22 protein-coding genes are annotated in these 22,064 nt (G+C 72.3%); 5 read left to right on the top strand and 17 right to left on the bottom strand.

Features of this window, described 5'->3' with window-relative positions; all coding sequences use genetic code 11:
- Window position 1: 1 nt before the first annotated feature.
- From L1785_RS04610 to L1785_RS04575, 8 genes are all read right to left on the bottom strand, one after another.
- Window positions 2–1,300 (bottom strand): thymidine phosphorylase, encoded by a 1,299-nt coding sequence (locus L1785_RS04610; protein ID WP_236088000.1) that lies wholly within the window; start codon window positions 1,298–1,300, stop codon window positions 2–4.
- The gene (locus tag L1785_RS04605; RefSeq protein ID WP_308113258.1) at window positions 1,300–1,704 is read right to left on the bottom strand and encodes a cytidine deaminase; all 405 of its coding nucleotides are present in this window, start codon (window positions 1,702–1,704) and stop codon (window positions 1,300–1,302) included. The genes L1785_RS04610 and L1785_RS04605 overlap by 1 nt, the downstream gene beginning before the upstream one ends.
- Window positions 1,704–3,002: an ABC transporter permease gene (locus L1785_RS04600; RefSeq protein WP_236087998.1), complete on the bottom strand. Its 1,299-nt coding sequence runs from the start codon at window positions 3,000–3,002 to the stop codon at window positions 1,704–1,706. Before L1785_RS04600 ends, L1785_RS04605 begins: the two co-directional genes overlap by 1 nt.
- Window positions 2,999–4,276: an ABC transporter permease gene (locus L1785_RS04595; RefSeq protein WP_236087996.1), complete on the bottom strand. Its 1,278-nt coding sequence runs from the start codon at window positions 4,274–4,276 to the stop codon at window positions 2,999–3,001. Before L1785_RS04595 ends, L1785_RS04600 begins: the two co-directional genes overlap by 4 nt.
- The gene (locus L1785_RS04590) at window positions 4,273–5,796 is read right to left on the bottom strand and encodes an ABC transporter ATP-binding protein (protein WP_236088031.1); all 1,524 of its coding nucleotides are present in this window, start codon (window positions 5,794–5,796) and stop codon (window positions 4,273–4,275) included. The genes L1785_RS04595 and L1785_RS04590 overlap by 4 nt, the downstream gene beginning before the upstream one ends.
- A gap of 200 nt (window positions 5,797–5,996) precedes the next feature.
- Window positions 5,997–7,088 (bottom strand): BMP family lipoprotein, encoded by a 1,092-nt coding sequence (locus tag L1785_RS04585; RefSeq protein WP_236087995.1) that lies wholly within the window; start codon window positions 7,086–7,088, stop codon window positions 5,997–5,999.
- A gap of 171 nt (window positions 7,089–7,259) precedes the next feature.
- Window positions 7,260–8,528 carry an amidohydrolase gene (locus L1785_RS04580; RefSeq protein WP_236087993.1) on the bottom strand — a complete coding sequence of 423 codons (1,269 nt, stop codon included), beginning with the start codon at window positions 8,526–8,528 and terminating at the stop codon, window positions 7,260–7,262.
- 79 nt (window positions 8,529–8,607) lie between these two features.
- Window positions 8,608–9,741 carry a mannose-1-phosphate guanylyltransferase gene (locus L1785_RS04575; protein ID WP_236087991.1) on the bottom strand — a complete coding sequence of 378 codons (1,134 nt, stop codon included), beginning with the start codon at window positions 9,739–9,741 and terminating at the stop codon, window positions 8,608–8,610.
- A gap of 166 nt (window positions 9,742–9,907) precedes the next feature.
- On the opposite strand from L1785_RS04575, the gene sdhC reads away from it, so the two are divergent.
- Genes sdhC through L1785_RS04555 form a run of 4 tightly spaced genes read left to right on the top strand, consistent with a single transcriptional unit; the run spans window position 9,908 to window position 13,419 of the window.
- Window positions 9,908–10,291: a succinate dehydrogenase, cytochrome b556 subunit gene (gene sdhC / locus L1785_RS04570; RefSeq protein ID WP_236087989.1), complete on the top strand. Its 384-nt coding sequence runs from the start codon at window positions 9,908–9,910 to the stop codon at window positions 10,289–10,291.
- Window positions 10,291–10,755: a succinate dehydrogenase hydrophobic membrane anchor subunit gene (locus L1785_RS04565; RefSeq protein WP_236087988.1), complete on the top strand. Its 465-nt coding sequence runs from the start codon at window positions 10,291–10,293 to the stop codon at window positions 10,753–10,755. The genes sdhC and L1785_RS04565 overlap by 1 nt, the downstream gene beginning before the upstream one ends.
- 58 nt (window positions 10,756–10,813) lie before the next feature.
- Window positions 10,814–12,646, top strand: a complete 1,833-nt coding sequence (gene sdhA / locus L1785_RS04560) for a succinate dehydrogenase flavoprotein subunit (protein WP_236087986.1) — start codon at window positions 10,814–10,816, stop codon at window positions 12,644–12,646.
- Window positions 12,646–13,419 (top strand): succinate dehydrogenase iron-sulfur subunit, encoded by a 774-nt coding sequence (locus tag L1785_RS04555; RefSeq protein WP_236087984.1) that lies wholly within the window; start codon window positions 12,646–12,648, stop codon window positions 13,417–13,419. The genes sdhA and L1785_RS04555 overlap by 1 nt, the downstream gene beginning before the upstream one ends.
- 42 nt (window positions 13,420–13,461) lie before the next feature.
- Here the strand turns inward: L1785_RS04555 and L1785_RS04550 are convergent, their stop codons facing one another.
- The 7 genes from L1785_RS04550 to sigE all read right to left on the bottom strand — a co-directional run bounded on the left by L1785_RS04550 (window position 13,462) and on the right by sigE (window position 19,856).
- Window positions 13,462–14,334, bottom strand: a complete 873-nt coding sequence (locus L1785_RS04550) for a YhjD/YihY/BrkB family envelope integrity protein (protein ID WP_236087982.1) — start codon at window positions 14,332–14,334, stop codon at window positions 13,462–13,464.
- Window positions 14,335–14,512: 178 nt separating this feature from the next.
- On the bottom strand, window positions 14,513–15,127 hold the full coding sequence (locus L1785_RS04545; protein WP_236087980.1) for a 2'-5' RNA ligase family protein: 615 nt from the start codon (window positions 15,125–15,127) through the stop codon (window positions 14,513–14,515).
- A complete protein-coding gene (gene trpS, locus L1785_RS04540; RefSeq protein WP_236087978.1) occupies window positions 15,124–16,206 on the bottom strand; it encodes a tryptophan--tRNA ligase in 1,083 nt (360 codons plus the stop codon). The genes L1785_RS04545 and trpS overlap by 4 nt, the downstream gene beginning before the upstream one ends.
- A gap of 66 nt (window positions 16,207–16,272) precedes the next feature.
- Window positions 16,273–16,674 carry a twin-arginine translocase TatA/TatE family subunit gene (locus L1785_RS04535; RefSeq protein WP_236087977.1) on the bottom strand — a complete coding sequence of 134 codons (402 nt, stop codon included), beginning with the start codon at window positions 16,672–16,674 and terminating at the stop codon, window positions 16,273–16,275.
- A gap of 121 nt (window positions 16,675–16,795) precedes the next feature.
- Entirely contained in the window at window positions 16,796–18,247 is a 1,452-nt protein-coding gene (locus L1785_RS04530) for a S1C family serine protease (RefSeq protein ID WP_236087975.1), read from the bottom strand.
- Window positions 18,244–19,236, bottom strand: coding sequence for a zf-HC2 domain-containing protein (locus L1785_RS04525; RefSeq protein ID WP_236087974.1), 993 nt, complete (start codon window positions 19,234–19,236; stop codon window positions 18,244–18,246). Before L1785_RS04525 ends, L1785_RS04530 begins: the two co-directional genes overlap by 4 nt.
- Window positions 19,233–19,856, bottom strand: a complete 624-nt coding sequence (sigE, locus tag L1785_RS04520) for an RNA polymerase sigma factor SigE (protein ID WP_372461779.1) — start codon at window positions 19,854–19,856, stop codon at window positions 19,233–19,235. Before sigE ends, L1785_RS04525 begins: the two co-directional genes overlap by 4 nt.
- 101 nt (window positions 19,857–19,957) lie before the next feature.
- Here sigE and L1785_RS04515 point away from each other — a divergent pair, with 101 nt between their 5' ends.
- Window positions 19,958–20,725, top strand: coding sequence for an O-methyltransferase (locus tag L1785_RS04515; protein ID WP_236087972.1), 768 nt, complete (start codon window positions 19,958–19,960; stop codon window positions 20,723–20,725).
- Window positions 20,726–20,781: 56 nt separating this feature from the next.
- Here the strand turns inward: L1785_RS04515 and L1785_RS04510 are convergent, their stop codons facing one another.
- Together L1785_RS04510 and folP are read right to left on the bottom strand one after the other, a co-directional pair.
- Window positions 20,782–20,949, bottom strand: a complete 168-nt coding sequence (locus L1785_RS04510; RefSeq protein ID WP_236087970.1) for a DUF3117 domain-containing protein — start codon at window positions 20,947–20,949, stop codon at window positions 20,782–20,784.
- 163 nt (window positions 20,950–21,112) lie between these two features.
- The gene (gene folP, locus L1785_RS04505; RefSeq protein ID WP_236088028.1) at window positions 21,113–22,051 is read right to left on the bottom strand and encodes a dihydropteroate synthase; all 939 of its coding nucleotides are present in this window, start codon (window positions 22,049–22,051) and stop codon (window positions 21,113–21,115) included.
- Window positions 22,052–22,064: the final 13 nt, after the last annotated feature.

Genomic DNA, 22,064 nt, shown 5'->3' with positions numbered 1-22,064 from the left:
GCTAAGCGATCCGGTCCAGGACCAGCGGTGCCGGGATGATGCCGGGCGCGCCCTCGGGCACCACCGACCAGCCGCCCACCAGCGCCTCCTCGGCGCGGGCGAACCGCTCCGGGGTGTCCGTGTGCAGCGTCATCAGCACCTGCCCGGCGCTGACCCGGTCCCCCGGCTTGGCGTGCAGCTCGATGCCGGCGCCGGCCTGCACCGGGTCCTCCTTGCGGGCGCGCCCGGCGCCGAGACGCCAGGCAGCGACGCCCACGGCGTACGCGTCGAGGGTCGCGAGGACCCCGGACGACGGCGCGACCACCGTCGTCGCCTCCTTCGCAACGGGCAGCGGCGCGTCGACGTCGCCGCCCTGGGCGGCGATCATGGCGCGCCAGGAGTCCATCGCGCGGCCGTCGGCAAGGGCGGCCCGGACGTCGTCAGGGTCCGCCGGCCGGTCCGCGGCCGCCAGCATCTCCACGGCGAGCGCCACCGTGAGCTCCACGACGTCGGCAGGCCCACCGCCGGCGAGCACCTCCACCGACTCCCGCACCTCGAGCGCGTTGCCCGCGGTGAGCCCCAGCGGCACGGACATGTCCGTGAGCAGGGCGACGGTGCGCACGCCGGCGTCGGTCCCGAGGTCCACCATGGTCCGGGCCAGCGTCCGGGCGTCCTCGGCCGTCTTCATGAACGCGCCGGAACCCACCTTGACGTCGAGCACGAGCGCACCCGTGCCCTCCGCGATCTTCTTCGACATGATCGACGAGGCGATCAACGGGATCGCCTCGACCGTGCCCGTCACGTCGCGCAGCGCGTAGAGCTTGCGGTCCGCCGGAGCCAGGCCGGACCCGGCGGCGCAGATGACGGCGCCCACCGTGTCGAGCTGGGACATCAGCTCCTCGTTCGACAGGGCGGCCCGCCAGCCCGGGATCGACTCCAGCTTGTCCAGCGTGCCGCCCGTGTGGCCCAGTCCGCGCCCGGAGAGCTGCGGCACGGCCACCCCGAACGACGCCACCAGGGGTGCGAGCGGGAGCGTGATCTTGTCGCCGACGCCGCCCGTGGAGTGCTTGTCCGCCGTCGGACGCGAGAGCCCGGCGAAGGACATGCGCTCGCCGGTCGCGATCATCGCGGCGGTCCACCGCGACACCTCGGCCCGCGACATCCCGTTGAGCAGGATCGCCATGGCGAGGGCCGACATCTGCTCCTCGGCCACCACGCCCCTGGTGTACGCGTCCACCACCCAGTCGATCTGGCCCGCGGTCAGCTCGCCGCGGTCGCGCTTGGTGCGGATGACGTCGACCGCGTCGAACGGCTCGGCCATCATTCCCCCCTCCGGTATCGCAGGTCCTCGGGGCCGAAGGCCTGCGGGAGCACCTGCTCCATGGTCCAGATGCCCCGCGGCGTGTCCACGAGCAGCGCGGGCCCGCCGTGCTCCCACAGGAGCTGGCGACACCGCCCGCACGGCATGAGCGGCTCGCCCGCGCCGTTGACGCAGGCGAACGCCACCAGGCGCCCGCCCCCGCCGGTGATCAGCGCCGAGACGAGCGAGCACTCGGCGCACAGCGTCACGCCGTAGGCCGCGTTCTCGACGTTGCAGCCCACGAGGAGGCGCCCGTCGTCGGCCAGCGCGGCCGCGCCCACGGGGAACCCGGAGTACGGCGCGTACGCGTTCTTCATCACCTCGCGGGCCGCGGCCCGCAGCGCCTCCCAGTCGACGTCCACGATCAGCCCTTCACGTACGGGACGCCCTCGGCCGCCGGTGGCCGGGAGCGGCCGACGAGGCCCGCGACGGCGAGGATCGTCACGACGTACGGGACCATGAGCATGAACTGGCTGGGCACGGGCGACCCGACGACGCTGAGCACCGACTGCAGGTTCGACGCGAAGCCGAACAGCAGGCCGGCGAGCGCGGCGCGCACCGGGTTCCACTTGCCGAAGATGACGGCCGCGAGCGCGATGAAGCCTGCGCCCGCCGTCATCTCCTTGCCGAACTGGTTGATGGAGACGACCGTGTAGAACGCGCCACCGAGGCCCGCCACGGCGCCCGCCCACAGCACCGCGCGGTAGCGGGTGCGGACCACGTCGATGCCGACGGTGTCGGCGGCGAGCGGGTGCTCGCCCACCGCACGGGTGCGCAGGCCCCAGCGCGTGCGGAACAGGGCGAACCACACGACGGCGACGGCCACGACCATGAGGTAGACGATGATCGTCTGGTCGAACAGGACCGGCCCGATCACGGGGATGCGCTCCAGGAACGGGATCCCGATGCGCGTGAAGCGCGTGGTCGCGTTCAGTGCCTCGGTCTGCGGCACCAGCAGCTGCGAGTACAAGAAGCTCGTGAGGCCGATGACCAGCACGTTGAGCACCACGCCGACGATCACCTGGTTCACGTGGTACGTGATGGTGAACAGCCCGAGGACGGCGCCGACCAGCACGCCCGCGAGCACCGCCGCGAACGCCCCGACGTAGGGCGAGTCGGTGATCGACCCGACGATCGCCGCCGTGAACGCGCCCGCGAGGAGCTGGCCCTCGATGGCGATGTTGACCACGCCGGCACGCTCGCAGAGCACGCCGCCGAGGGCGCCGTAGACGATCGGCACCGACAGGAGCACGGCGCCGCCGAGCAGGCCCACGACCGACAGGTCGCGCGGGCTGCCCGCGGCGGCCCAGGCAAGGAAGCCGACGAGCAGCACGACGGCGGCGAGCGCCACGGCCCACGCGGGCAGCCGCCGGGCGCTCCGCGTCAGCCACGCGGACGCGGTGGTCACGATGGCCGCGATCACGAAGCAGACCCACGCGGTCGCCATGGCGGGCACCACGACCACGGGGATCGTGAAGAAGTCGCCGGCGTTCGAGAGGGCGAAGCGCGAGTCGCCCTCGTGCGGGGCGAGCAGCAGGAGGACCCCGTACAGCACGGTGACGACGCCGAGCACGAGAGTGGTCTTCCAGGTGACCTGGGTGACGTGCCGCACCTCGGCCGAGGCCTGCGGCGCCGCCGAGGGCACATCGATCGTGGCGCTCACGCGCCCACCTCCTTCTTGTCCGCGGCCTCGGCCGCCTTCGCTGCCCGACGGCGGCCTGCTGCCTCCGGTCGCTTCCGTGCGCCCGGCGCCGGCAGCCGGAAGATGGCCCGCACGAGGGGCGGCGCGGCGATGAACAGCACGATCAGGGACTGGACGACGAGGACGATCTCGTCGGGGATGCCCTCCGACGCCTGCATCGTGGAGCCGCCTGCCTTGAACGCGCCGAACAGGATGCCGGCGGCGAGCACGCCCCACGGGTTGGACCCGCCGAGGAGGGCGACAGTGATGGCGTCGAAGCCGATGCCGGCGTCGATGTCGGAGCTGAACCCCGTGGTGACCGCGCCGAGCACCTGCGTCGCCCCCGCGAGGCCGACGAGGGCGCCCGCGACGAGCATCACCGTGACGGTGGTGCGCGGCACGTTGATGCCGGCGACCCGCGCGGCACGCGGGTTCTCGCCGACGGTCCGGAAGGCGAAGCCGAGGCTCGACCGGTTGAGCAGCCACCACACGACGACGACGGCGACCAGCGAGAGGACGAGGCCCCAGGTCAGGTTGAACCGGTCGCCGAGGAGGCTCGGCAGCTGCGCCGACTCCGGCGTGGGAGGAGTCTTCGGGTTCGACGACCCCGGGGCCTGCAGCAGGCCCGGCGTCGCCAGCATGTACGAGAGCAGGTAGAACGCGACGTAGTTGAGCATGATCGTGACGATCACCTCGTGCGCCCCCGTGCGCGCCTTGAGCAGGCCCGCGATCCCGGCCCACAGCGCGCCGGCCGCCAGGGCCGCCACGATCGCGAGGAGCAGGTGGAGCGGGAACGGCAGGCCGTCCACCCCGAAGCCGACCCAGCCGGCGGCCGAGGCGGCCATGAGCATCTGCCCCTGACCACCGATGTTGAACAGGCCGGCGCGGAACGCCAGCGCCACGCCGAGGCCCGCGGCGATGAGCGGCGTCGCGTAGTTGAGCGTCTGCGTCAGCGGGCGGACGGCCCCGGCGAAGTCCTCCGCCCGCAGGTTGTAGACGGCGCCGCGGAACAGTGCGGAGTACGCTCCGCCGACGGCCTGGCCGATGGCGGTGAACGTGTCGCCGGGGCGGGCGAAGAGGTAGACCGACGCCTCCTGCACCCGCTCGTCGGTGAAGGCGATCATGATGGAGCCGGCGAGGATCGCGAGCACCACCGCGCCCACGGAGACGGTCCACCGCCCCCTCACGATCTCGCGCAGCGCCGTGGCCCAGCGACCTTCGGTGGGCTCGTGCTCGGTGTCCGGACCCGCGGTCATGCGGCGTCTCCTTCTGCGTCCTCGGGCGAGATGCCGGCCATCATGAGGCCGAGCACGTCGCGGGGCGTGGTGGCCGGCACGATGCCGACGACCCGCCCGCGGTACATGACCATGATCCGGTCGGCGAGGGCGACCGCCTCGTCGAGCTCGGTCGACACCACGACGACGGGCACCCCGGCGTCGCGCGTGGCCACGACCCTCTTGTGGATGAACTCGATGGAACCGACGTCCACGCCGCGCGTCGGCTGAGCCGCGACGAGCAGGCGCAGGTCGCGCGACAGCTCGCGGGCGAGGACCACCTTCTGCTGGTTGCCGCCGGACAGCCGGCCGACGCGGGTCTCGATGCTCGGGGTGCGGACGTCGAACTCGGCGACCTTCTCCCGCGCGAACTGGTCGCGCTCGGCGAGCTGGAGCGCTCCGCGGCGCACGAACGGCGGGCCGTCGGACCGGTCGAGCATGAGGTTCTCGGCGATGGTGAACTCGCCGACGAGACCGTCGTGCGTGCGGTCCTCCGGCACGAAGCCGACGCCGACGTCGAGGACGGAACGCACCGAACGGCCCACGAGCTCCACCCCCTCCAGGCGCACGCTGCCCGTGACGGACTCCTGCAGGCCGACGAGGGCCTCCGTGAGCTCGGTCTGCCCGTTGCCCTGGACACCGGCCACCACGAGGACCTCGCCGCCCTTGACGCTGAACGACACGTCGTCGACGAGCACGGCGCCGCCCGGGCCGGTCACGGTCAGGTGCTCGACGTCGAGCCCGGACCCGGCGAGCACGGGGGCCCCCTTGTGGACGGTCAGCTCGACGGCGCGACCCACCATGAGCGACGCCAGCTCGGCGTCGGTCGCTGTGGGGCTCGCCTCGCCCACGACCTTGCCCAGGCGGACCACCGAGATGCGGTCGGCCACCTCGCGCACCTCGCGCAGCTTGTGCGTGATGAAGACGATCGCGGCACCGTCGTCGCGCAGCTGGCGCATGATGCCCATGAGCTCGTCGGTCTCCTGGGGCGTGAGCACCGCCGTCGGCTCGTCGAAGACGAGGATGTCGGCGTTGCGCGAGAGCGCCTTGATGATCTCGACGCGCTGCTGCACGCCGACCGGCAGGTCCTCGACCAGGGCGTCGGGGTCGACGTGGAAGCCGAACCGGGCGGAGATCTCACGCACACGGGCGCGCGCGGCATCGAGGTCGAGGACGCCGGCGCCCTTGACCTGCTCGTGGCCGAGCATGACGTTCTCGGCCACGGTGAACACGGGCACCAGCATGAAGTGCTGGTGCACCATCCCGATGCCGGCCGCCATGGCGTCGCCGGGGCCGGAGAAGTTCTGGACGACGCCGTCCAGCAGGATCTCGCCCTCGTCCGCCTCGTACAGGCCGTACAGGACGTTCATCAGCGTCGACTTGCCGGCGCCGTTCTCGCCGAGCAGGCTGTGGATCTCGCCGGGTTCCACCACCAGGTCGATGTGGTCGTTCGCGACGAGCGCGCCGAAGCGCTTCGTGATGCCGCGCAGCTCGAGCCGCATGTGTGCCTTCCCTTCCGCGGGGTCCCCGCGCTGGTCCCGCATGCCGGGACGGTCCCCGCCATGACAGGTCGCTAGTCATGAAAGGTCCCGGGGAGGCCGGCCGCAGCCGGTCCCCCCGGGACCATTCAACGCACCCTCGGCCGCAGCCTGCCACAGCACCGTGGTGCCGGGCACGCCGCGCCGGGGTCACGCGGCGAGGATCACTCGGCGAGGTAGGACTTCACCTCGACGTCGCCTGCGATGATCGCGTCCTTGAGGGCCGCGACCTCCTCGACGAGCGCCGGGTCGACCTTGTCCTCGAAGTTGTGCAGCGGGCCGAGGTCCACGCCGCCGTTCTCCAGGGTGCCGACGTACGGCGTGGGGTCGAAGCTGCCCTCGCCCGCGGCCGTGACGGCTTCCTCGGTGGAGACGTCGATCCCCTTGAGGATCGAGGTCAGGACGATGTCCTGCGTCGTCGGGTCCGTCTCGAAGAAGTCGGCGTCCACGCCCACGAGGGCGATCTCACGACCGGAGTCCTCGATCGCGGCGATGGCCGACTGGTAGATCGGGCCGCCGACCGGCAGGATCACGTCGACGCCCTGGTCGATGATGTTCTTCGCCGTGGTCTTGGCCGTCTCGTTGGCGTCGAAGCCGCCCGTGAAGGACCCGTCGGTGCCGTCCCAGCCGACGACCTCGACGGCCGTGCCCTTCTCGGAGTTGTAGTACTCGACGCCCTGCTTGAAGCCGTCCATGAAGATGGTGACGGTCGGGTAGGGCTGGCCGCCGAAGGTGCCGACCTTGCCGGCCTCCGAGTAGCCCGCGGCGAGGTAGCCGGCGAGGAAGGCGGCCTGCGCCGTGTCGTACAGCAGCGGCTTGATGTTCGGTGCGTCGATCGCGCCGTCGAAGTCGTTGTCCGCCGCGTCGTCGATGAGGACGTAGCTGAGGTCCGGGTTGGCGAGCGCAGACTCCACGGTCGCCGCCGAGAGCGCGAAGCCGACCGTGACGATCGTGTCGCAGCCCTCGCTCACGAGCGACTCGATGTTGGCCTGGTAGTCGCTCTCGGACGCGGACTCGACCTGCTTGTACTCCGAGCCGAGCGTCGCCGCGGCCGCCTGCAGGCCCTCGAAGCCGAGCTGGTTGAAGCTCTTGTCGTCGAAGCCGCCGGCGTCGGAGACCATGCACGAGAGGACGTCGCTCGTCACGGAGGCGGACGTCTCGCCGCCGGCGGGCTCCTCCTCGGGGGCGGCGCCGCACGCCGAGAGTGCGAGCGCGGCCACGCCTGCCAGCGCGGTGAACGCAACAGCCTTCTTCACCTGATGCTCCTGTCGATGAGGTCTCGGGACCACGTGCTGGTCCCTTTACCTCACGAGCCTAGCCACGGCATCAGACACAACGCGTTTCCGGAGCGTAACGCGGACAAGTCGTTACCGAAGCGTCATCACAGGTCAGGGCAAAGCGGACCGTCGCCAGACCTGGCGGAAAGCTCAGCGCGCCGCGAGCTGAGCCAGCATCCGCACGCCCACGCCGATGGCGCGCTCGTCGACGACGAGGTCCCCGCGGTGCAGGTCGTGGGTCGCCCCGCCGGGCGTGCGCGTGCCGAGCCGGGCCATCGCACCGGGAACCTTGGTGAGGTACCAGGCGAAGTCCTCGCCACCCATGGACTGCTCCGTGAGGACCACGGCGGCAGGGTCGACGGCCTCGCGCACCGCGGCCTCCATGTCGGCCGTGACGTGGGCGTCGTTGTCCACCGGCGGCACACCGCGCGTGTGGTGCACGGTCACGTCCACCTCGTACGGCCGGACGACCTGCTCGACGACCTCGCGCACGAGGTGCCCGGCCTTCTCCCACGCGCGGACGTCGAGGCAGCGCAGCGTCCCCTTGACGGTCCCCGCCGACGGGATGGCGTTGGGCGTGGAACCGGCCTGCACCACGCCCCAGGTGAGGTTCACGCCCGAGCGCGGGTCGAGGCGCCGCCCGAGCACGGCGGGGACCTGGGTGATGACCTGGCCGAGCGCGAACACGACGTCTCCCGTCAGGTGCGGCCGGGACGTGTGCCCGCCCGTGGACGAGAGCGTCACGGACACGGAGTCGGACGCCGACGTGATCGGCCCGACCCGGGTGCCCACCTGGCCCACGTCGAGCTTCGGCTCGCAGTGCACGGCGGCGACCCGCTCGACCCCGTGCAGCTCGCCCGACTCCAGCACGTCGAGCGCCCCGCCGGGAAAGACCTCCTCGGCCGCCTGGAAGAACAGCCGCACGCCCCGCGTCAGCAGACCCTCGGCGTGCAGCCGGGCCAGGACGAGGCCCGCCCCCAGCACGGCCGTGGTGTGGACATCGTGGCCGCAGGCGTGCGCCACGCCCGGGACGGCCGAGGCGAACGGCAGGCCGGACGTCTCCTGCACCGGAAGCGCGTCGAGGTCTGCCCGCAGGCCGAACCGGCCCGGACCCTCGGGGCCCACGTCGCAGACCAGGCCCGTGCCGCTCAGCATCCGCGGCTCCAGGCCCTCCGCACGCAGGCGCTCGGCGACGAGCCTGGTGGTCCGCTCCTCCACCCGCGACACCTCGGGGTGGGCGTGCACGTCGCGCCGGAACGCGACGAGCTCCTCCTCGAGCTCGACGGTCACGGCACCGACGCGCGCAGCGAGGGCTGCGCGCGTCTCGCGCGCGATCACGTCGAGCGCCGGGTCCGGGGCTTTTGTCGAAACGATCTGATCCAGTTCGGCGAGGCTCACACGATGCGACGTTGGGCTCATCCCGACGAGGGTACTCCGACCGCGGGTGGCCTGCGTCACATCGTCCCGCATCGTGGGACGTGCTTCTGGACGTCCTCGATCAGAGCAGCTCGTCCAGGCCACGCGCCCGGACGACGTCCACCACGGCCTTGACCTGCTGCGCCCGGGCCCGGGTGGTCACGAGGAGCGCGTCGGGAGTGTCGACGACGACGACGTCGTCCAGGCCGAGCACCGTCACCAGGCGGCCCGACGCCGGCACCACGACCGAGCCTGCGCTGTCGATCCGGACCACGTCCCCGGCGTCGCCCAGCACCTTGGAGCCCGCGTCGTCGACGGACGGCAGGAGCGCGGCGAGGGAGTTGAAGTCGCCCACGTCGTCCCAGCCGAACGTGCCGGGCACGACGGCCACGCCGCCGAGGGCCGCGACGGGCTCGGCGACCGCGTGGTCGATCGCGATGCGCTCGAGGTGCGGCCAGACGTCGGCGACGACCTTCTCGCGGTCGTCGGTGTCCCACGCGGCAGCGATCACGCGCAGGCCGTCGTGCAGCTCGGGCCGCTGCTCCGCCAGGTGCCCCAGCAGCACCGACGTGCGCGCGATGAACATGCCGGCGTTCCACCGGTACTCGCCCGAGGCGAGGTACCCGCGGGCGGTCTCCGCGTCGGGCTTCTCCGTGAATCCGCGGGCGTGCAGCGCCGTCGGCGCACCCTCCACCCCGAGGGACACCCCGCTGCGGACATAGCCGAAGGCGGTGGACGGCCGCGATGCCGCGATGCCGATCGTCACGACGTAGCCGGCGCGGGCGGCGGCGACGCCCTCACGCACCGCCTGCTCGAACGCCGCCTGGCCGGACAGCACCTGGTCGGCCGCGAACGATCCGATCACCACGTCGCCGTGCCGGTGCTCGAGGACCGCCGCGGCCAGGCCGACCGCGGCCATGGAGTCGCGCGGCGACGGCTCGGCGAGCACGGCGTCGTCGGCGAGCTCGGGCACCTGCGTCCGGGCTGCCGCCACGTGGTGCTCGCCCGTCACGAGGACCACGCCCGAAGGACCGGCGAGCGGGCGCAGGCGGTCTACCGTCGCCTGGAGCAGCGTCCGGCCGGAGCCGGTGAGGTCGTGCAGGAACTTGGGTGACCCGCTGCGGGAGACCGGCCACAGCCGGGTGCCCGCACCTCCTGCCGGGATCACGGCGTAGAAGCCCTCTACGGGTGACTCCGGCTGGGATGGGATGCTCATGCGGGCCAGCATAGTGACGGTCGTATCGGGCCCGACATCTACCCTGTGGGATCGGTCACAAATGCGACGTGTAATTCCCAGGAACCGCACATGCGGGCCCAGGAAGAGGACCCGATGTCATTACAGTTGGAACGCCAGCCGAGTTAAGCCATTGGAGGCTCTGACAGTGCCCACAGCACCAGCAGGCACGCTGTACCGCGGCCGTGAAGGCATGTGGTCGTGGGTCGCGCACCGCGTGACCGGCGTGCTGATCTTCTTCTTCTTGCTCGTGCACGTTCTCGACACCGCACTGGTGCGTGTGTCGCCCGAGGCGTACAACGCCGTCATCGGCACGTACCAAACCCCGATCATGGGTCTCGGCGAGGCCGGCCTCGTGGCCGCGATCGTGTTCCACGCGTTCAACGGCATCCGCGTCATCCTGGTCGACTTCTGGGCCAAGGGCCCGAAGTACCAGCGCACGATGCTCTGGGTCGTCGTGGGTCTCTTCTTCGTGACGATGGCGGGCTTCCTGCCTCGTCACCTCATGAACGTCTTCGGAGGTGGGCACTGATGGCCTACGGGACCGCCGCGGTGGCGAAGGTCGACTCCCCCCGCTCGCCGTACGTCCGCCGCAAGACGACGCGCGGCAACTACGAGCTCTACAGCTGGATCTTCATGCGGGCCTCGGGCGTCGTGCTCGTGGTGCTGATCTTCGGTCACCTCTTCGTCAACCTCATGGTGGGCGAGGGTGTGCACGCGATCGACTTCGCCTTCGTCGCCGGCAAGTGGGCCAACCCGCTGTGGGGGGTGTGGGACCTGCTCATGCTCTGGCTCGCCATGATCCACGGCACCAACGGCGTGCGCACGATCATCAACGACTACGCCCAGCGGGACCTCACCCGCGGCGTCCTGAAGAGCCTGCTGTACACGGCCTTCGTCGTCGTGGTGGTCGTCGGCACCCTCGTGATCTTCACGTTCGACCCGTGCCCGCCGAACGCTCCCGAGGAGCTCCTCGCCTCGTTCTGCACGGCCTGATCGCGCTCCACCCGCAGCCCCACCACCCGAATCTCTCCAGCAGGAGGCATCGAGCCCGATGCAGACCCATCAGTACGACGTCGTGATCGTCGGCGCCGGCGGCGCCGGGATGCGCGCCGCCCTCGAGTCGTCCAAGGAGGCCCGCACCGCGGTGATCTCCAAGCTCTACCCGACCCGCTCCCACACCGGCGCCGCCCAGGGCGGCATGTGCGCCGCCCTCGCGAACGTCGAGGAGGACAACTGGGAGTGGCACACGTTCGACACGATCAAGGGCGGCGACTACCTGGTCGACCAGGACGCCGCCGAGGTCATGGCGAAGGAGGCGATCGAGGCCGTCTTCGACCTCGAGCGCATGGGCCTTCCGTTCAACCGCACGCCTGAGGGCCGGATCGACCAGCGCCGGTTCGGCGGCCACACGCGCAACCACGGCGAGGCCGCCGTGCGCCGCGCGTGCTACGCCGCGGACCGCACGGGCCACATGATCCTGCAGACGCTCTACCAGAACTGCGTGAAGCAGGACGTGGAGTTCTTCAACGAGTTCTACGTGCTCGACCTGATCGTGGACCACGACCTCACCACCGAGGAGATCGAGGACGGCGCCGAGGTCAACGCGACCGGCGTCGTGGCCTACGACCTCGCCACCGGCGAGATCCACGTGTTCCAGGCCAAGTCGATCGTGTTCGCCACGGGCGGCGCCGGCAAGATCTTCAAGACCACGTCGAACGCGCACACGCTGACGGGCGACGGCATGGCCCTGGCCTACCGCCGCGGCCTGCCTCTGGAGGACATGGAGTTCTTCCAGTTCCACCCGACAGGCCTCGCGGGCCTGGGCATCCTCCTGTCGGAGGCCGCCCGTGGCGAGGGCGGCATCCTGCGCAACGCGGAAGGCGAGCGCTTCATGGAGCGCTACGCCCCCACCATCAAGGACCTGGCGCCGCGCGACATCGTCGCCCGCTCCATGGCCAACGAGGTGCGCGAGGGCCGCGGCGCCGGCCCGAACAAGGACTACGTGCTGCTCGACCTGACGCACCTCGAGCCGGCGCACATCGACGCCAAGCTCCCGGACATCACGGAGTTCGCCCGGACCTACCTGGGCGTCGAGCCCTACACCGAGCCGGTGCCCGTGTACCCGACCGCGCACTACGCGATGGGTGGCGTCCCCACCAACATCGAGGGCGAGGTGCTCCGCGACGGCCGCAACGTCGTCAAGGGCCTCTACGCCGCCGGCGAGGTCGCCTGCGTGTCCGTGCACGGCTCCAACCGCCTCGGCACCAACTCGCTCCTGGACATCAACGTGTTCGGCAAGCGCGCCGGGCGCTCGGCGGCCGCGTACGCGAAGACCGCCACGTTCAAGGACCTGCCGGAGACCCCCGCCGCCGCCGTCGTCGCGCAGCTCGACGAGATGCGCAACCGCCCCGACGGCGAGCGCGTGGCCGACATCCGCAAGGCGCTCCAGGAGACCATGGACGCCAACGCCCAGGTGTTCCGGACCGGCGAGTCGCTGAACGAGGCGCTGGCCGACATCCGCGAGCTGCGCAAGCGCTACTCGAACGCGTCCGTCCAGGACAAGGGCAGGCTCTTCAACACGGACCTCCTCGAGGCGATCGAGCTGGGCTTCCTGCTCGACATCGCGGAGGTCACGGTCGTCGCGGCGATCAACCGCAAGGAGTCGCGCGGCGGTCACTACCGCGAGGACTTCCCGGACCGCGACGACAAGCACTACATGCTGCACACCATGGCCTACCGCCGCCCCACCGTCGCGTCGGACCAGGCCGAGGGCCACGTCGAGGGCTACTTCGACCACGTCGAGGAGTTCGACGGCTACAAGGTCGTCCTGGGCTCCAAGCCCGTCACCATGACCCGGTACGAGCCGATGGAGCGTAAGTACTGATGACTGCAACCCTGGAGAACACGGCGACCGAGGCAGGCGCCGCCGTCGGGGTCGTCCCCTCGTTCGAGGTGACCCTCCGCGTGCGCCGGTTCAACCCGGAGTCGACCCACGGCGAGGAGTCGTACTGGGACGAGTACACCATCACCGCCCACGGCACCGACCGCGTGCTCGACGCCCTGCACAAGATCAAGTGGGAGCACGACGGCTCGCTGACCTTCCGCCGGTCCTGCGCCCACGGCGTGTGCGGCTCCGACGCCGTGCGCATCAACGGCCGCAACCGCCTGGCCTGCAAGACGCTGCTCAAGGACGTCAACCCCGACAAGCCGATCGTCGTGGAGCCCATCAAGGGCCTGCCCGTCGTGAAGGACCTCGTGGTCGACATGGAGCCGTTCTTCGCCTCCTACCGCGAGATCATGCCGTTCCTCATCACCACGGGGAACGAGCCCACGAAGGAGCGCATCCAGTCCGCCGAGGACCGCGCCCGCTTCGACGACACCACCAAGTGCATCCTGTGCGCCGCGTGCACGTCGTCCTGCCCGGTGTTCTGGACAGACGGGCAGTACTTCGGCCCGGCGGCGATCGTCAACGCGCACCGGTTCATCTTCGACAGCCGTGACGAGGGGGCCCAGCAGCGCCTGGAGATCCTCAACGACAAGGAGGGCGTGTGGCGCTGCCGCACGACCTTCAACTGCACCGAGGCCTGCCCCCGCGGCATCGAGGTCACGAAGGCGATCCAGGAGGTCAAGCGCGCGATGATCACCCGCGCGTTCTGACGTTCCCCTACGCCGAGGTAGTTGCTCCGTCGGACGGAGCGACTACCTCGGCTCATGCTCCGCCATCCACGCGCAGGCCAGCAGCAGCACCCGCGCCAGGAAGTTGACCAGCACGAGCAGGGTCACGACCACGACGAACGAGCCGAGCAGCGCGTTGCGCGACACGCCGGCCACCATCACGGCCGTCCCGAGGTAGCGCAGCGCGCCGGCCACCACCGCGACGGCGAGCGACCCGAGCAGCAGGTCCCGGCGCGGCGGGCTGACGCCGCTCACCACGCGGACGACGGCCACCACCACCGCGGTGTCGAGCACGACGCCGAGCAGCAGGCCCACCACCCGTAGGGCTGCCGTCGACCCGGCCCCGTCCAGCCCCGCGAGCTCGAGCAGCCGCGGCGTGAGGCTCGACACGGCCACGCTGACGCCGGCGGCGATGAGCACTGCAAGGCCGAGCAGCAGGAAGCCGCCGAGCTGGATCAGCCGCGTGAGCACGATGTTGGGACCGTCGTCCTCGAGGTCCGACATCGCCCGCACCGACGTGCGCAGCGCCCCCATGAAGCCGGTGGCGGAGAACACCAGGACGAACGCCGCGACCACGGACGTCACGCTCAGCGCGGTCGACACCATGAGGTCCGCGGGCCTCAGCGCTCCCCCGTCTCCCGTGTCGATCAGGCCCGGGACCCAGGTGTCCACCTGCTCCAGCGCCGCGTCGCGCAGCACCGGGTTCCCGCCCAGGACCCGCATGAAGACGGTGTACCCGATGGCCAGCGCGGCGAACAGGGAGAACAGGGCCGCGTAGGCCATGCCGCCGCACAGCAGCGACCCGTTGCGGTCGTTGTACCGCTCCAGCGCGCGGCCAGGCCGCGACGCCTGCCAACGCTCCCAGAGGTCCTTCGCACGGTCGACGAGTCGGCTCACGCACCCGACCCTAGGGTTGCCCGCCGCCCGCCGCACGCCTCCCGCGAGGGTCCAGGCGAACAAGGACGGCGGAAGCCAAGAAGACCCGCCGCACGCCTCCCGCGAGGGTCCAGGCGAACAAGGACGGCGGAAGCCAAGAAGACCCGCCGCACGCCTCCCGCGGCGCGCCGGCTGACTTCTACCGCGCGCCCGTGCGGCGGTGCCACCAGCCGGAGGCGCGTCCCCCGAGGCCGCGGCCCGCGCGCACGGGGCCGTCGCCGGTCAGGTCGAACCGGACCTGCGGCCGCCACACGCCGTCGTCGCCGTGCTCGTACTGCCAGAAGCACGAGACGTCGAAGTCGGCCTCGTAGTCCGCCAACGCGTCGAACGCCTTGTCGAGGTCCGTGTCGGGCACCTCGTGCGCGATGGTCACGTGCGGGTGGTAGTTGAAGCGCAGGTCCTGGTCGAGGACACCGCTGCGCACCGCCCGCTCGAGCCGCTCGCACTCGGCGATACCCTGGGCCACCGCGACGAACACCACGGGCGACACCGGCCGGAACGTCGCTGTACCGCGCAGCCGCACCCGGAACGGCGCCGCCGACCGAGCCGCGGAGCGGAGCTGGGCCCGGGCGGCGGGCAGGTCGACGAGGTCGAGCACCGTCGGGCCGAGCAGCGTGATGTGCGGCGGCACCGTCGCGGCGAGCGCGTCCCCGGACGCGGCGCGCGCTGCAGAGAGCTCGGAGGAGAACGGCTCGGGGATCTCGATCGCGATCCCTACTCGGACCTGCCCGGCAGCCCGTACCGGGATGTTCACCGCCGGCTCCGGGCCGGAAGCAGCCCGAACCGTTCGTAGATCCGGTCGCTGACCGGACGGGCGATCTCGCGCGCACGGTCGGCGCCGTCGGCGAGCACGGCGTCGAGCTGCGCCGGGTCGGAGAGGTAGGTGTTGGCCCGCTCCTGGAAAGGCTCGAGGAACGCCACGACCGCGTCGGCGAGGTCGACCTTGAGGTAGCCGTAACCCCTGCCGTCGTAGTCCGCCGCGATCGCCCCGACGTCCCGGCCTGTGACGGCCGAGAAGATCGTCAGGAGGTTGGAGATCCCCGGCTTGGTCTCGGGGTCGTAGCGCACCGCGTAGGTCTCGTCGGCGTCGGTCACGGCGGCCTTGATCGCCTTGACCGCCTTCTTGGGGTCCTCGAGCAGCCAGACGACGCCCTTGCCTCCCGCATTGGACTTGCTCATCTTCGCCGTCGGGTCCTGCAGGTCGTAGACCTTCGCGACCGCCTTGACGATGTGCGGCTCCGGGACCACCGCGGTGCCCTCGCCGAACCGCGTGTTCAGGCGCTCGGCCAGGTTGCGGGTGAGCTCCAGGTGCTGGCGCTGGTCCTCGCCGACCGGCACGAGCGCCGCGTCGTACAGGAGGATGTCGGCCGCCATGAGGACCGGGTAGGTGAACAGGCCCACGGTCGTGCCGTCCGCGCCCTGCTTCGCCGACTTGTCCTTGAACTGCGTCATGCGGCCGGCCTCGCCGAAGCCCGTCTGGCAGGCCAGCAGCCACGCCAGCTCCGCGTGCTCCGCGACGTGCGACTGCACGAACAGGATCGAGCGTTCCGGGTCGATCCCGCCCGCGAGGTACTGGGCCGCCGTACGGCGGGTCCGCTCGCGCAGGAGAGCCGGGTCCGGCTGGACGGTCAGCGCGTGCAGGTCGACCACGCAGTACAGCGCGTCGTACGAGTCCTGCAGGGCGACCCACTGCGACAGCGCGCCGATGTAGTTGCCCAGGTGCAGCGACCCGTCAGTGGGCTGCATGCCCGAGAAGATGCGCTGCTTCACCGCGGCGTCGACGACGGTCGTCGTGATCGCGGGCGCAGTCGCGGTCGAGGATTCGAAGGACATGCTCCTCATTCTGGCAGGTCGGCCGTGCCCGGCCGAATCCCGGGACGGGTGCTTGTGAGCGTCCGCCTAGGTCGCTTCGTCGTCGAACGGAGCCGGGCTGCCCGACGTCGGCCGGTCGGCTCCTGCGGCCTGCGCACCGCCCGGGACGCTCGCCCCTGCAGCGGCCGCCGCACGCGTGAGGCCGGTCCGGTACGACGGTGCGGACGAGAGCGGCGTGTCGTCCAGGAGCGCGTCCCGGACGATGCGCCGCGGGTCGTACTGGCGCGGGTCCAGCTTGCTCCAGTCGACGTCCGTGAACTCGGGACCGAGCTCCTCGTCGACGCGTGTCTTGGCGTCCTGCAGGAGGGCCTTGACCCGGCGCACGCCGCGGGCGAGCTGCTCCGCGTACTGTGGCAGCCGCTCGGGGCCGATCACGAGGACCGCGATCACGAGGATCACGACCAGCTCGCCGCCGTTGATTCCTAGCACGGTGAGAGCCTACTCGGCCCGCCACTCCGCCGGGTGCGCGGTGTCTGCCGGGTCCGGACGGCCGGACCCGGCAGACGTTCCGCAGCCGGCGAAGGGGCTGAGGACGAAGGGATCGCGGCGCTCAACCGCTCGTCTTCTCCGAGAGGACGACGCGGACGTCGCGCTCGTCGTCGCCGGTGCGCACCCGCAGCGTGACGGGGTCGCCGGGAGCCTTCGCGCGGATCGCCACGATGAGCTCGTCCGCCTGGGAGACGGGACGTCCGTCGATCGCCAGGATGACGTCGCCCGCCCGGATGCCCGCCAGGTCGGCGGGGCCCTCCGGGGTCACCGGCGCCTGGCCCTGCACGGCGCTCTCGGCGACGCGGACGCCCTCCCCCTGGTACGCCGGGTCGAGCAGCACGCCGATGACCGGGAAGGTCGCGTGGCCCGTCTCGATGAGCTGCTCGGCGGTGTGCCGCGCCTGGTTGGACGGGATCGCGAAGCCCAGGCCGATGCTGCCCGTGGCCGCCGCGACGCCGGGGGGCTGCGCGATGGCCGAGTTGATCCCGATCACCTCGCCCGCCGCGTTGACGAGCGGGCCGCCGGAGTTGCCCGGGTTGATGGCGGCGTCGGTCTGGATCGCGTCGATGAACGCCGCCTCCGCCTCCTCGCCGGCCTTCACGGGGCGGTGCAGGGCGCTCACGATGCCGGTCGTGACGGTCGCGTCCAGGCCGAGGGGCGAACCCACCGCGAGCACGGAGTCCCCCACGACGATCGCGTCGGAGTCGCCGAGGACGAGCGGCACGAGGCCGGACTCCTCCACCTTGAGGACCGCGAGGTCGTAGTCGGGCGTCGCGCCGACCACCCGGGCCTCCTGCTCGTGACCGTCCGCGAACGTCACCACGACCTTCGCCCCGCCGGCGGCCTCCGCCACCACGTGGTTGTTGGTGAGGATGTAGCCGTCCTCCTTGAGGATCATCCCCGATCCCGTCGCACCGCCCTGGCCGATCTGGACCTCGATCGAGACCACGCTCGGCAGCACGTCGGCGGCGATCGCCGCGACCGACCCGGACGGGCGGTCCACGACGTGCTCGACGTCCGGCACCGGCAGGTCGGCGTCGGCGGGCCGCAGGTCCGCCCGGTCCAGGACCAGGTGGGCCCCGGCGCCGCCTGCCACACCGGTCAGGAGCCCGATGAGGGCCACGGACATCACCCCGCGCAGCCCGACACGCGCCCGGGGCGCGTGCCTGCGGGGCTGACCGGCGTGAGCCGCGGCCAGGGCGTGCACCGCGGGGTGCGCGGCCGCCGGCTCGCCAGGCTGATGGGAGGACTGCTCGGCGGCAGGCGTCGCGGCGTGGGCCAGGACCGGCTCCGCGGTGGTGGCCTCGGCCGGGGCCTCGACAGCGGCCGGCTCGGCCGGGTGCTCCGCGGTGGCCGGCTCGGCCGGGGCCTCGACAGCGACCGGCTCGGCCGGGTGCTCGACAGCGACCGGCTCGGCGTGGGGCTCGGAAGCGGCGGGATCCGTCGTCCAGACAGACTCGTCGGTCGACCGCCGGGGCGGCGTGGGGGGCGCGAACGGGGTGTGCTCGGTCATGGACTGGCGATGGCTCCTGTGACGTTGGTCCACCCGCGGGCGATGCGAGGCAGGACCCCGGCATCGTAGCCGCGCCCGGGGAACGCTGCTACGAGGTCGGCCAGCACGTCGTCCGGAACCTCCGCCACCACGTCGACCACGACATCGTCCGCCTGCCAGGCCACGTGGGCCGGGTCCTGGGCGAGCAGTACCACGTCGTGGCCGGGCACCTGGACCGCGGAGACGGCCGCCGTCGTGCCCGCGCCCGCCGTGACCCCGGCCTGGAGCCGGCCGACCTGCTGCCGCACCACGGCCGTGCCGTGCGGACCGGTCAGGTCGATCTCGAGCACCTGGCCCTCGTCGCCGAGGAGTCGCAGGGCGCTCACCTGGAACCCGTCGGGCAGCCCGGTGGGCGCCACCCAGCCGTTCTCGGCCACCCAGGCGAGGGCCTCCGCCGTCGTGCCCTGGCCGCCGACGTCGAGGCGGGCCAGGACGTCCTCGCCCGGGGCCGCCTCGTGCTGGCCCGCGCGGCCGAGGAGGGACATCGACGCCTGGGCCGACAGGTCGGGACTGACGACCGGCGAGTCGCCGAGCGCGAACAGGGTCAGACCGAGCATGCCCAGGCCGCCCGCGCCGAACGCCGCGAGGCGGGCGGCACGACCCCGGCGGGCGCGGCGGGCGAGGTTGCCCGAGTAGTCGGCGTCGCCCGCGTACGCCGGGGCCCAGGCCCCCGAGTACGCGGGACCCGGGCGCAGCGGGCTGCGCAGCGGGTCGGAGTCGGCGGGCGGGATGCTGGCCTGCAGGGCCATCAGCCGCTGGACGAGCGCCGGATCGGGCTGGACGTCGCGCGCCGAGGTGAGCGCGCGCCGGGCGGCGCGCGCGGCGTCCAGCTCACGGGCGCACGCGAGGCAGACGGCGACGTGGGAGAGGGCCCGCTCGGTCTCCGCAGGGGCGAGCTGGCCGTCGGCCAGCGCGCTGAGCCACGACCCGAGGTGCGACCCGCCGCTCACCGGTGGCTCCCCTGAGGGGCGCGGTGCTCCAACGCCTCGCGGAGCTGGGCCCGGGCACGGTGGATGCGGGAGCGCACCGTGCCGAGCTTCACGCCCAGCGTGACGGCGATCTCCTCGTAGCTGAGGCCCTCGATGTCGCACAGGACGACGGCGGCCCGGTACTCGGGGCGCAGGGCGTCCAGAGCCCGCTGCACGTCGTGGTCCAGGTTCGCGTGCTCGAAGCCGCGCTCCGGCCGGCCGAGGTCGCCCGGGTCGACCACGTGGCCGTCGTCGTCGCCCAGGGCCTCCATGCGGATGCGGCGCTTGCGGCGGGTCGAGTCCAGGAAGAGGTTCGTCGTGATGCGGTGCAGCCAGCCCTCGAACGTGCCGGGCGTGTAGCTCGACAGCGAACGGAAGACGCGGATGAACGTCTCCTGTGTCAGGTCCTCGGCATCCTGCTGGTTCCCGGTCAGGCGATAGGCGAGCCGGTAGACGCGGGCGGAGTGCTCACGCACGATCTCTTCCCACGACGGCGGCTCCCAGGGCATCGCGTCGCTGCCCGCGGTCGGCGCGGGCTGCTCGGTCGGCACGGGTGCGGAGCCCGTCCGGCCCGCCCTCTCGGTGATGCTCATGGTGTCCATCGTCTCCCACAACGCGTTGCGCGCTCCAGCCGTTCCCGCCCGGCGGTAGCCTGAGACGCGCCTCCCGCGAGGGTCCAGGCGAACCAAGGTCGGTGGAAGCCATGACGACCCTGACGAGTGCCTCCCGCGAGGGTCCAGGCGAACCAGGGTCGGCGGAAGCCAAGAAGATTCTGACTGCGAACATCGGTGCTACCCGGAGGTCCCTCATCACCACGGACGTCGAGACCTCGCCCGGCTCTCTGCCCAGCAAGGCCGCGGGCTGGGTCTACAGCGAGTCCTTCGTCCCGGAGGACGACGTGCTGCTGCGCGCCCGCGAGCGCGCGGCCGAGCTGGGCTGCCCCGCCGTGCTCCCGGGCGCGGGCGCGGTGCTGCGGGTGATGGCCGCCGCCCTGCGGGCGAAGGCCGTCGTGGAGGTCGGCACGGGCACGGGAGTCGCGGCGCTGTGGCTCTTGCGCGGCATGCCGGAGGACGGCCAGCTCACGACCATCGACGTGGAGGTGGAGCACCAGCGGGCGGCGCGGGCGGCGTTCGCCGAGGCCGGGATCCGGCCGGCCCGCACGCGGATCATCCCGGGCCGTGCGAGCGAGGTGCTGCCGCGGCTCACGGACGGGGCGTACGACCTCGTGCTGGTCGCCGCGGACCTGCACAGGTACCCGGAGCACGTGGAGGAGGCGCTGCGACTCCTGCGGCCGGGTGGTGTGCTCGCCGTCGACGGTGCGCTGCACCGGGACCGTGTGGCGGACCCGGCGCGCCGGGACGAGCTCACGACGATCGTGCGCGAGGTGGGCCGCTCCCTGCGCGGCGACGAGCGGGTACTTCCTGCCCTGCTCCCCAGCGGGGACGGGCTGTTGCTGGCCGTCCGCCGCTAGGCGCACGGGTGGTGCACTCCGGCGGCGTGTGCGACGGACGGCCGGCTCCCTCGGTATCAGGAGACGACGGCCTGGAGAGCCTCGCCGAGCTCGCCGGCCTCGGTCGCGTTGAGCTCGACGACCAGGCGGCCGCCGCCCTCGAGCGGGACCCGCATGACGATGCCGCGCCCCTCCTTGGTGACCTCCAGCGGCCCGTCACCCGTTCGCGGCTTCATCGCAGCCATCTGTGGCTCTCCCATTCCGTTGTCCGGTAACTCACGGCTTGCAGGTACCCGGTCACACGACCGCGCACACGAGGTCATTCTAGTTCACCTCGGGGTCCAGCCTGGGCACATGCCTCCACGGCGCCGCGCCACGCGGCCCGGCGGGCCACCCCCTGCCGCGCCCTTACGCCAGCCCCCGCAGGGCCGCCAGCGGAGGCGCCTCGTCGCGTAGCGCGGCCACGAGGTCGAGCACCCGACGGGTCGCCCGGACGTCGTGCGCGCGAAACACCCGGGCACCGAGCCAGGCCGCCACGGCGGTGGCGCCGAGGGTGCCCTCCAGCCGCTCCTCGGGCGGCAGGCCCAGCGTCTCCCCCACGAAGTCCTTGCGGCTGAGCGCCATCAGGAGGGGGAAGCCGAGTCCCGCCAGAGCGCCGGTGCGCCGCAGCAGGTGCAGCGAGTGCCAGGTGTTCTTCCCGAAGTCGTGCGTGGGGTCGACGAGGACCGAGGCGCGCGGCACGCCGCAGGCCACGGCGTGCTCGGCGGCGGCCCGCAGCGTGGCGAGCGCGTCGAGCAGCACGCCGTCCCGCGGGTCCGCCTTCGCGTCGCCGACGGGCGCGGCGTACTCGACGCGGTACGGGTCGCTGCGCGGCACCGCCCCGCCGGTGTGCGAGCACACGACGCCGACGCCGGCCGCACCGGCGACCTCGACGAGTGCGGGGTCGTGCCCCGCCCAGGTGTCGTTGACCAGGTCGGCGCCCGCCTCGATCGCGGCGCGCGCGACGCCCGCGCGCCAGGTGTCGACGGACACCAGCAACCCAGGGACCTCGGCGCGGACCCGCTCGACGAACGGCACCACGCGCCGGATCTCCTCCGCCTCGTCCACCACCGGCCCGGCACCCGCGCGCACCCCGCCGACGTCGAGGATGTCCGCGCCGTCCGCGAGCGCCTGGTGGGCGGCCGCGAGCGCCCGGCCGTCGTCGGGCAGTCTTGCCGGGGCGTAGAACGAGTCCGTGGTCCGGTTGAGGACCGCCATGACCACGGGCCGCAGGGCGCCGGCGGCGCCCAGGCCCACCTCGCGCCCACGCAGGACGAGCGGGGCGGATCCGGGAGGCACGGCGGGCACCGCCGTGCCGGAA

Source organism: Antribacter soli, assembly GCF_021568775.1.
In the GTDB taxonomy this organism is placed as follows: Bacteria; Actinomycetota; Actinomycetes; order Actinomycetales; family Cellulomonadaceae; genus Antribacter; species Antribacter soli.
Note: the sequence above shows the minus strand (reverse complement) of the source record. Positions and strands in the feature narration are given on the sequence as shown.

Coding starts and splice junctions, on each gene's coding strand:
- L1785_RS04610 (WP_236088000.1), bottom strand. CDS start 1,300: ATGGCCGAGCCGTTCGACGCGGTCGACGTCATCCGCACCAAGCGCGAC.
- L1785_RS04595 (WP_236087996.1), bottom strand. CDS start 4,276: ATGACCGCGGGTCCGGACACCGAGCACGAGCCCACCGAAGGTCGCTGG.
- L1785_RS04590 (WP_236088031.1), bottom strand. CDS start 5,796: ATGCGGCTCGAGCTGCGCGGCATCACGAAGCGCTTCGGCGCGCTCGTC.
- L1785_RS04580 (WP_236087993.1), bottom strand. CDS start 8,528: ATGAGCCCAACGTCGCATCGTGTGAGCCTCGCCGAACTGGATCAGATC.
- L1785_RS04575 (WP_236087991.1), bottom strand. CDS start 9,741: ATGAGCATCCCATCCCAGCCGGAGTCACCCGTAGAGGGCTTCTACGCC.
- L1785_RS04565 (WP_236087988.1), top strand. CDS start 10,291: ATGGCCTACGGGACCGCCGCGGTGGCGAAGGTCGACTCCCCCCGCTCG.
- sdhA (WP_236087986.1), top strand. CDS start 10,814: ATGCAGACCCATCAGTACGACGTCGTGATCGTCGGCGCCGGCGGCGCC.
- L1785_RS04555 (WP_236087984.1), top strand. CDS start 12,646: ATGACTGCAACCCTGGAGAACACGGCGACCGAGGCAGGCGCCGCCGTC.
- trpS (WP_236087978.1), bottom strand. CDS start 16,206: ATGTCCTTCGAATCCTCGACCGCGACTGCGCCCGCGATCACGACGACC.
- L1785_RS04530 (WP_236087975.1), bottom strand. CDS start 18,247: ATGACCGAGCACACCCCGTTCGCGCCCCCCACGCCGCCCCGGCGGTCG.
- sigE (WP_372461779.1), bottom strand. CDS start 19,856: ATGGACACCATGAGCATCACCGAGAGGGCGGGCCGGACGGGCTCCGCA.
- L1785_RS04515 (WP_236087972.1), top strand. CDS start 19,958: ATGACGACCCTGACGAGTGCCTCCCGCGAGGGTCCAGGCGAACCAGGG.
- L1785_RS04510 (WP_236087970.1), bottom strand. CDS start 20,949: ATGGCTGCGATGAAGCCGCGAACGGGTGACGGGCCGCTGGAGGTCACC.